Here is an 8,038-nt window from a genome sequence, read left to right as displayed (position 1 = left end):
GAGGCAGACCAACTATCTAACGCTGCCGTCATTTGTATCCGCAGCATCCGCGGGCGGCGCGGCTCAGGCGAGGACGCGCCCCGCTCCGGCAGGCCGCCGCTGGTCATCAGCAGCACGCCGAGGCGGCTGTTGATCAGCGTCATGACGGTGGCGGCGAGCAGCTCGTAGTAGTCGATGTGCTCGGCCGGCCGGCCGGACAGCTCCTGGTAGCCGGCGATGATCGCGGCCCGGTCGGGCACGCCCTCCAGCCGGGTCAGGCCCTGCGCCTCGCAAAGGAAGTCCTCGAACATCAGCCACCAGCCGAGGTCGATGCCGGGCGGGCCGACGGTGGCCGTCTCCCAGTCGAACATCGCCCGCACGGACTGGTCGGTGCCGAAGCTGATGTTGCCGACCCGGGCGTCGCCCCACACGATGCCGGCGGACGGGTCGTCGGGGCGCTCGCGCACCAGCTGGTCCACGGCCGCGGCCACGATGTCCGGCTCCCAGCGCAGGCTCGGCTCCGCCCAGGTGTGCCAGTCGCGCAGTGCCGCCAGGTAGCGGTCGAGGGCGGTTCCGGTCCCCGCGGGCGACAGGAAGTCGAAGCCGTCGCGCACGTCGATGAGGTGCAGCGCGACGAGGGAGGCCAGCGCGTTGTCGTGCAGCCGGGTCCGTTCGCCAGGGGTGAGCTCGACCGTCCAGCCCTTGGCGTGCCAGCTCGGGACGTCGCCGGGCACCTGGCCGTCGACCCGGCCCATCAGGTAGAACGGCGAGCCCAGCACGGTGGGGTCCGGCTCGATGAACCAGATGGTCGGCTGGGGGGTGAGCGCCTGCATGATCCGCGCCTGGCGGACCGCGTCGGGGGTCACGAAGAGCTGGTGGCCGGTGGGTTCGATGCGCAGCACGAGGTCCTCGGCGCGGCGCGGGCCGTCCGACGGGGTCCAGGCCAGGTGCAGGTAGAGGGTCTCGTTGGAGTAGCCGGCCTTGGGCGAGGTCAGCGGCGAGATCTCCACCTCGGTGGCGCCGTGCCGATCCCGCAGCCACCCCCGCAGGACCTCCCGGGTCGCCTCGAGATCTCATCGTGCCGTGGTGGCCATCCTGACTCCTTCCGCCCGCGTGCCCCGGTTGCCGGCCGCCCAGAGCGGCTGATCACCCAGATACTAGACGCGGATGTCAGAATAGAGGCATGACGACGAACAGGGATCGCGATCGGACCGGCGCCGCCCGGGTGACGGACCGCCTCGACGCCTACGTGCTGCCCGGCCGGGTCGCCGATCCGCGTCCCGCGATCGGGCAGGCGCAGGCCGCCGAGCATCTCGGACTCGGCACGGTGTGGCTCAGCGAACGGTGGGGGACGAAGGACTTCGGGGTGCTCGCGGGCGCCATCGACCAGGTCACCAGCCGGGTGCGGATCGCCTCGGGCATCACCCACTTCCTCGTGCGCCATCCCGTCGTGCTGGCCTCCACCGCGATGACGGCGCAGGCGCTGACCGGCGGTCGCCTGACGTTGGGTTTCGGGCGCTCGGTCGGCCCGATGTGGAAGGCCGTGGGCCTGCCGGCGATGACCAACCAGGTGCTCGTCGACTCCGCCGACATGCTGCGCCGGCTGTGCCGGGGGGAGAAGGTCTCCTACGACGGTCCCGCCGGGCGCTTCCCGGTCATGCGCCTGGGTGACCTGCCCGACGTCGCGCCGCCGGAGCTGGTGTTCGCCGCGATCGGCCCGAAGAGCCTTGCGCTCGCCGGGGCGCATTTCGATGGCGCGCTGCTGCACCCCTTCCTCACCCCGGAGGCGGTCGCCCGCTCGGTGGCGATCGTGCACAAGGCCGCGGCCGAGGCGGGGCGCGACCCGTCGACGGTGAAGGTCCACGCCACCGTCGTGGCCGCCCCCGACCTCACGCCCGAGGAGGAGACGGCGGTGGTCGGCGCGTGGGCGGTGACCTACTTCCAGATCCCGGGCTTCGGTGAGCGCCTCGCCGGGGTGAACGAGTGGGGCATCGAGCCGCTGGCGGCGCTGCGGTCCCATCCGCTGATGGTCGGCCTGCGGGGCTCGGCCGACAACGTCTTCACCCGCCACCAGCTCCTCGACGTCGCCGCCACCCTGCCCCCGTCGTGGCTGACCGACGCCGCCGCGGTGGGCTCCGCGGGCGAGTGCGCCGCCCGCCTCGACGCCTACCTCGACGCCGGCGCCGACGAGCTGGTCCTGCACGGCTCGACCCCGGAGCTGCTCGGTCCGGTCCTGCAGCACTTCGCCGCCCGGACGCCGGAGTTCCCAGCCACCGCGTAGTCAGCGCGGGTACTGTTCGCACATCGGTGACATGAACGCCAGAATTAAGTGATCATACGGTCGGGCGGGAGCCCGGGCGTCGACCTTCTCGGGCCGGTCCGGTCGTGGCCCGGCCGCCCGACCTGATCATCAGTGGGAAAGAGACCTCCTTGTACACCCACGAGAATCTCTTCATCGGTGGCTGGGTGCCGCCGGCCTCGTCCCGGGTGATCGACGTGTTCTCCCCGGCGACCGAGGAGCCGATCGGGCGGGTTCCGAGCGCCTCGATCGCCGACGTCGACGCGGCGGTGGCCGCCGCCCGCGGTGCCTTCGACACCGGCCCCTGGCCGACTCTCGACCCGGCGCAGCGTGCGCAGATCGTGGGCCGGCTCGGCAAGGCGATCCGGGCCCGGGCGGAGGAGTTCGCCGATCTGATCTCCGCGGAGGTCGGCTCGCCGCGCGCGTGGTCGACCGTCGGCCAGGTCGGGGTCGCCACGGCCGTGTTCGCCACCTACAGCGGCATCGGCAAGCGCTACGAGTGGGAGACGACCCGGACGGGCGGCTTCGGCGGCCCGGTGCGCGTGCGGCAGGTGCCCGTCGGCGTGGTCGGCGCCATCGTGCCGTGGAACGCGCCGCTGTTCGTCGCCGCGCTCAAGCTCGCCCCGGCGCTGCTGGCCGGCTGCACCGTCGTGCTCAAGCTGGCCCCGCAGACCCCCCTGCGCACCTACCTGCTCGCCGAGGCGGCGGTGGAGGCGGGCCTGCCCCCGGGCGTGCTGTCCATCGTCCCCGGCGAGGCCGCGGTCAGCGAGCACCTGGTCCGCCATGCCGGCGTCGACAAGATCAGCTTCACCGGGTCGACGGCGGTCGGGCGCCACATCGGCGAGCTGTGCGCGCGACCTGCGCCGCTGCACGCTGGAGCTCGGCGGCAAGTCCGCGGCGATCCTGCTGCCCGACGTCGACCTCGGCGCGGGCACGGTCGAGGCGATCGTCGCCGGGGCGATGTCCAACGGCGGGCAGATCTGCGTCTCCCAGACCCGCGTGCTCGCCCCCCGCGACCGCTACGACGACGTCGTCGACGCGCTCGGCGCCCGCATCGGCGCGCTCACCGTCGGCGACCCGCGCGACCCCGCCACCGAGGTCGGCCCGCTGATCTCCAGCCAGGCCCGCGAGCGGGTCGAGGGCTACCTGAGCTCCGCCGAGGCTGACGGCGCCCGCCTGGTCACCGGCGGGGGCCGGCCCAAGGGCCTCGACCGCGGCTGGTATGTCGAGCCGACCCTGTTCGCCGGCGTCGACAACGGCATGCGGGTCGCCCGCGAGGAGATCTTCGGCCCGGTCATGGTCGTGATTCCGTATGACGGCGTCGACGACGCGGTGCGCATCGCCAAGCTTGGCGGGCGCGGTCTGGACGACCGACATCGCCGCGGGCGAGGCGGTTGCCGGCCGCATCCGTGCCGGCGGCGTCGGGGTGAACTTCAGCGCCGGGATGGACCTCGGCAGCCCGTTCGGCGGGTTCAAGCAGTCCGGCATCGGCCGCGAGGGCGGTCCGGAGGGACTGGCGTCCTACACCGAGTACCAGTCGATCATCCTGCCGGCCGGCTGAGGCCCGGCAGTCACCGAACCGCCGAACCAGTACCGGAACCGCCGGTAGCGACGAGAGGAGCACACGACAGTGCAGACCAAGGCCGCGGTGCTCTGGGAGGCGAACGCCCCGTGGGCGGTCGAGACGATCGAGCTCGACCCGCCCAAGCACGACGAGGTGCTGGTCGAGCTCCACGCCTCCGGCATCTGCCACTCCGACGAGCACCTCGTCACCCGCGACATGCCCTTCCGCATCCCGTGCATCGGCGGGCACGAGGGCGCCGGGGTCGTGCGCGAGGTCGGCGCGCACGTGTCGTGGCTCTCCCCCGGTGACCACGTCGTGTTCGGGTTCATGCCGTCGTGCGGGCGCTGCCCGTCCTGCTCGACCGGTCACCAGAGCCTGTGCGACCTTGGCGCGAAGCTGTACAGCGGGCGGCATATCTCCGACGACGGCTACCGCCACCACGCCAAGGGCGAGGACATCTCCACCGCCTGCCTGATCGGGTCGTTCGCCCACCACACGGTGGTCAACGAGGCCAGCGTCATCAAGATCGACAATCACTACCCCCTCGACCGGGCCTGCCTGCTGGGCTGCGGGTTCGTCACCGGCTGGGGCTCGGCGGTCTACGCCGCCCAGGTTCGCCCCGGCGATGCTGTGGTCGTCGCCGGGGTCGGCGGGCATCGGCGGCGCGGCCATCCAGGGCGCGAAGCTCGCCGGTGCCAGGGTGATCGTCGCGATCGAGCCGGTCGAGACGAAGAAGGACAAGGTCCTCGAGCTCGGCGCCACCCACGTCGCGACCTCCTGGCAGGAGGCGCCCGCCGTCGTCGCGGAGGCGACCTGGGACCGCGGCGCCGACGTGTTCATCTGCGCCATGGGCGTCGGGGACGGCAAACTGGTCAAGAAGGCCCTGCGGATGACGGCCAAGCGAGGCACCCTCGTGGTCACCAACATCCACCCGGCGACGGAGACGTCCATCGACGTCAACCTGATGGACCTGACCCTCACCGAGAAACGCATCATCGGCACGCTCTACGGCTCGGGCAACCCGCGCGCGGACATCCCCAAGCTGCTGGAGCTGTCCAGCGTCGGCCAGGTCGACCTCGACGTGATGGTGTCGCGGACCTACCCCCTCGACGACATCAACGACGCCTTCGCCGACCTGCGCGCCGGCACCAACCTGCGGGGCGTGCTGCGCTACCCGGCCGCCGTCACCCCTGCCCGCCGTCACCCCTGCCCGATGCCACGCCGCCCGAACGACCACCGGACCGCGCCGTACCCGCCCCGCGGTGCCGCCGCACAGTACGAGGAGAAACGGTCATGAGCCTGATCGCTGACGTCGACCTGGACGATCTCGACTGGTGGACCCGGCCCGCGGCCGAACGCGACGCCTACTCCGCGAGCGTGCGCGCGTCCGGGGAACGCCCGTACTTCCCCGAACTCGACCTCGCCGGCAACGTCCGGGGCCGCGGTTTCTACGCGGTGACCGGCTACGCCGACGTGATGGAGGTCAGCCGCCGGCCGGAGGACTTCTGCTCCGGCGAGGGCAGCAACATTTTCGACCAGCCGGTCGATCTGCGGGAGTTCTTCGGCTCCATCATCGCGATGGACAACCCGCAGCACGCCCGTCAGCGCCGGATCATCTCCCGCGGGTTCACCGCGAAGAACCTGGAGGCGCTGCGCGCCAACGTCGGCGAGGTGACCCGGGAGGTCATCGGGGCGGTGGCGGAGAAGGGCGAATGCGACTTCGTCACCGAGGTCGCCGCCCTCATCCCGCTGCGCATCGTCAACGACATGATGGGCATCCCGCGCAGCCAGGAGCAGTTCATCTTCGAGTCGACCAACAAGCTGCTCGGCGCCAGCGACCCGGAGTACGTCCCGGACCAGAGCCCGCGCGGGGTCGCGAAGAACCTGTCCCGGGTCGGCGACGACTTCGCCGAACTGCTGCGGGAGCTCGCCGCCGACCGGCAGAAGAACCCGGGCGACGACCTCATCAGCCTCCTCGTCGCCGCCGGGGACGAGAACCTCACCGCGCAGGAGCTCGCCTCCTTCTTCATCCTGCTGGTCGGCGCCGGCAACGAGACCACCCGCAACGCCATCGCGCACGGCCTGCTCGCGCTGACCCAGAACCCCGACCAGCGGGCGCTGTGGGCCGCCGACGTCGACGGCCTCACGCCGACGGCCGTCGACGAGGTCGTCCGCTGGGCGTCGCCGGTGCTGCACATGCGCCGCACCGTCACCGCCGACGGGGTGCGCCTCGGCGACCAGGAGTTCCGCGAGGGCGACAAGCTCGTGCTGTGGTACCGCTCGGTGAACCAGGCCGAGTCGGTGTTCCCCGACGGCACCCGGTTCGACGTGCGCCGCGACCTCACCCCGCCGCACCTCGGCTTCGGCGCCCCCGGCCCGCCTGGAGCTGTCCGTCGTCTTCAAGGTGTTCTTCGAGTACCTTCCCGACATCCACGCCGTCGAGGAGTCGCATTTCCTGCGGACGAACTTCCTCCACGGCATCAAGCATCTCAAGGCCGCCTACACCCCGACCACGGTCCGCGCCTGACCGCCCTCGAGGCGCATGCAACACCCCCACCCCTGGAGGCCACGTTGAGCCACCCCCGCGAAGAAGTGGAAGCTGCCTTCAAGAACTACTACTTACTCGGCCCCGTCGCCGAGGACTGGAAGCGCTGGGCGCATGAGTCCTTCACCGAGGACGCCTGGTACAAGGACCACTACTGGGGCACCTTCAACGGCCAGGACGAGATCGAGGAATACCTCGACGTCACCATGTCCTGGTCGCCGGGCACCTACACGCCGCTGGTCTGGTACACGATCGACGGTGACACGGTGGTCTGGATTGGAGGTGTGGCGGGCGATCAGGTCCACCCGGCGAGGACCTCGGCCACGGTGACCGCGGCGCGCGGCGGGACCCGCGGCGCGGCGGGGACGCTGCGCGAGAACCGCGGCGCGGGGGCGGGCTGGGTCACGCCGGCCACGTCGATCAGGATCTCCCAGGCGGCCATGTGCGGGTGCGCGACGGCCTCGTCGAAGTCCAGCACCGGGGTGACGCAGGCGTCGAGCCCGTCGAACACGGCCACCCACTCGTCGCGGGTGCGTCCGGCGAAGGCCTTGGTGAACGCCTCGCGCAGCTCCGGCCAGCGGGCCTGGTCGTCCTGGCAGGGCAGTGCGGCCGGGTCGAGGCCGAGGCCGGTGACGAACGTGGCGTAGAAACGGGGTTCGAGCGCGCCGACGGCCATGTAGCCCCCGTCGGCGGTTTCGTAGACGTCGTAGAACGGCGCGCCGGTGTCGAGGCGGTTGGAGCCGCGCTCGTCATTCCAGCGGCCGCGCCCGCGCAGCCCCCAGACCATGTGCGCGAGCAGGCTCGCGCCGTCGACGATGGCCGCGTCGATGACCTGGCCGCGCCCGGAACGCTCCCGCTCGACCAGTGCGGCGAGGATGCCCACGACCAGGTAGGTGGAGCCGCCGCCGAAGTCGCCGACCAGGTTCAGCGGTGGTACCGGCGCCTCGCCGGCGCGGCCGACTGCGTTGAGTACGCCGGTGATCGACAGGTAGTTGATGTCGTGGCCGACCCGGTCCGCCAGCGGCCCCTGCTGGCCCCAGCCGGTCATCCGCCCGTAGACCAGCCGCGGGTTGCGCCGCGCGCAGTCGTCCGGGCCGAGGCCGAGGCGCTCGGTGACGCCCGGGCGGAAGCCCTCGATCAGCACGTCGGCGCCGGCGATCAGGTCCAGCACGCTTGCGCGGGCCGCGGGATCGCCCAGGTCGGCCTCGATGAGGCGGCGCCCGCGCTGCACCGGCTCGGCCGGCACGCCCGGCTTCGGCACGGAACCCGGCCGGGCCACCCGGACCACGTCCGCGCCCAGGTCGGCGAGCATCATCGCCGCGTGCGGGCCGGGACCGATCTCGGCGAGTGGGCCCGCGGCGCTCGTCGGTTCGGGCAACGCCGTGCCTCCTCCTGGTTCCCGCCGTGCGCGCCTGGCGCCGGGCGGGTCCGTCGCCCCGGCCTTCGCCGGGCAGGTCAACGTTCAGTGTTCCAGGTCAGTGTTCAGAGCGGCTCAGCAGAGCTCTTCTGACACTCTGTTTATAGCATCGGCGGCCTGCCGCAGGCATTTTAGGATCTTCAATGGGTCGGTGCTCAGGCGCTCAGGGCGAACCGGGGAGTTTTTCCGAAACCCGCGATGGCTGATTCGAATCAGATCGCCGGGATCGTAAAT

At 71.8% G+C, this 8,038-nt stretch carries 4 protein-coding genes and 3 pseudogenes; 5 read left to right on the top strand and 2 right to left on the bottom strand.

The genetic code is table 11. The features are described from left to right. Positions 1–989, bottom strand: a 989-nt coding sequence (locus G6R25_RS18780) for a phosphotransferase family protein (RefSeq protein ID WP_235949029.1), incomplete at its 3' end; no start/stop codon positions are given. Between the two features lie 173 nt (positions 990–1,162). Here G6R25_RS18780 and G6R25_RS18775 point away from each other — a divergent pair. The 5 genes and pseudogenes from G6R25_RS18775 to G6R25_RS31905 form a co-directional block, all read left to right on the top strand. After that, positions 1,163–2,260 carry a TIGR03857 family LLM class F420-dependent oxidoreductase gene (locus tag G6R25_RS18775; RefSeq protein WP_163554022.1) on the top strand — a complete coding sequence of 366 codons (1,098 nt, stop codon included), beginning with the start codon at positions 1,163–1,165 and terminating at the stop codon, positions 2,258–2,260. Between the two features lie 149 nt (positions 2,261–2,409). Further along, positions 2,410–3,839, top strand: a pseudogene (locus G6R25_RS18770) (aldehyde dehydrogenase). 69 nt (positions 3,840–3,908) lie between these two features. After that, positions 3,909–4,313 (top strand): annotated as a pseudogene (locus tag G6R25_RS31915) (alcohol dehydrogenase catalytic domain-containing protein); the annotation flags it as partial. Between the two features lie 154 nt (positions 4,314–4,467). Further along, positions 4,468–5,139: a zinc-binding dehydrogenase gene (locus tag G6R25_RS31910; protein WP_235949033.1), complete on the top strand. Its 672-nt coding sequence runs from the start codon at positions 4,468–4,470 to the stop codon at positions 5,137–5,139. Further along, positions 5,136–5,891: pseudogene (locus tag G6R25_RS31905) on the top strand (cytochrome P450 family protein); the annotation flags it as partial. The gene G6R25_RS31910 and the pseudogene G6R25_RS31905, both read left to right, overlap by 4 nt. Positions 5,892–6,682: 791 nt before the next feature. On the opposite strand, the gene G6R25_RS18755 reads toward G6R25_RS31905, so the two are convergent. Continuing rightward, positions 6,683–7,765: a CaiB/BaiF CoA transferase family protein gene (locus G6R25_RS18755; protein ID WP_163554021.1), complete on the bottom strand. Its 1,083-nt coding sequence runs from the start codon at positions 7,763–7,765 to the stop codon at positions 6,683–6,685. Between the last annotated feature and the right edge of the window lie 273 nt (positions 7,766–8,038).

The organism is Candidatus Frankia alpina (genome assembly GCF_902806485.1).
GTDB classification, from domain to species: domain Bacteria; phylum Actinomycetota; class Actinomycetes; order Frankiales; family Frankiaceae; genus Frankia; species Frankia alpina.
Note: the sequence above shows the minus strand (reverse complement) of the source record. Positions and strands in the feature narration are given on the sequence as shown.

Bases quoted from the DNA above. Each gene is read 5' to 3' on its own strand.
- G6R25_RS31910 (WP_235949033.1), top strand. From the start codon at position 4,468: ATGCTGTGGTCGTCGCCGGGGTCGGCGGGCATCGGCGGCGCGGCCATC.
- G6R25_RS18775 (WP_163554022.1), top strand. From the start codon at position 1,163: ATGACGACGAACAGGGATCGCGATCGGACCGGCGCCGCCCGGGTGACG.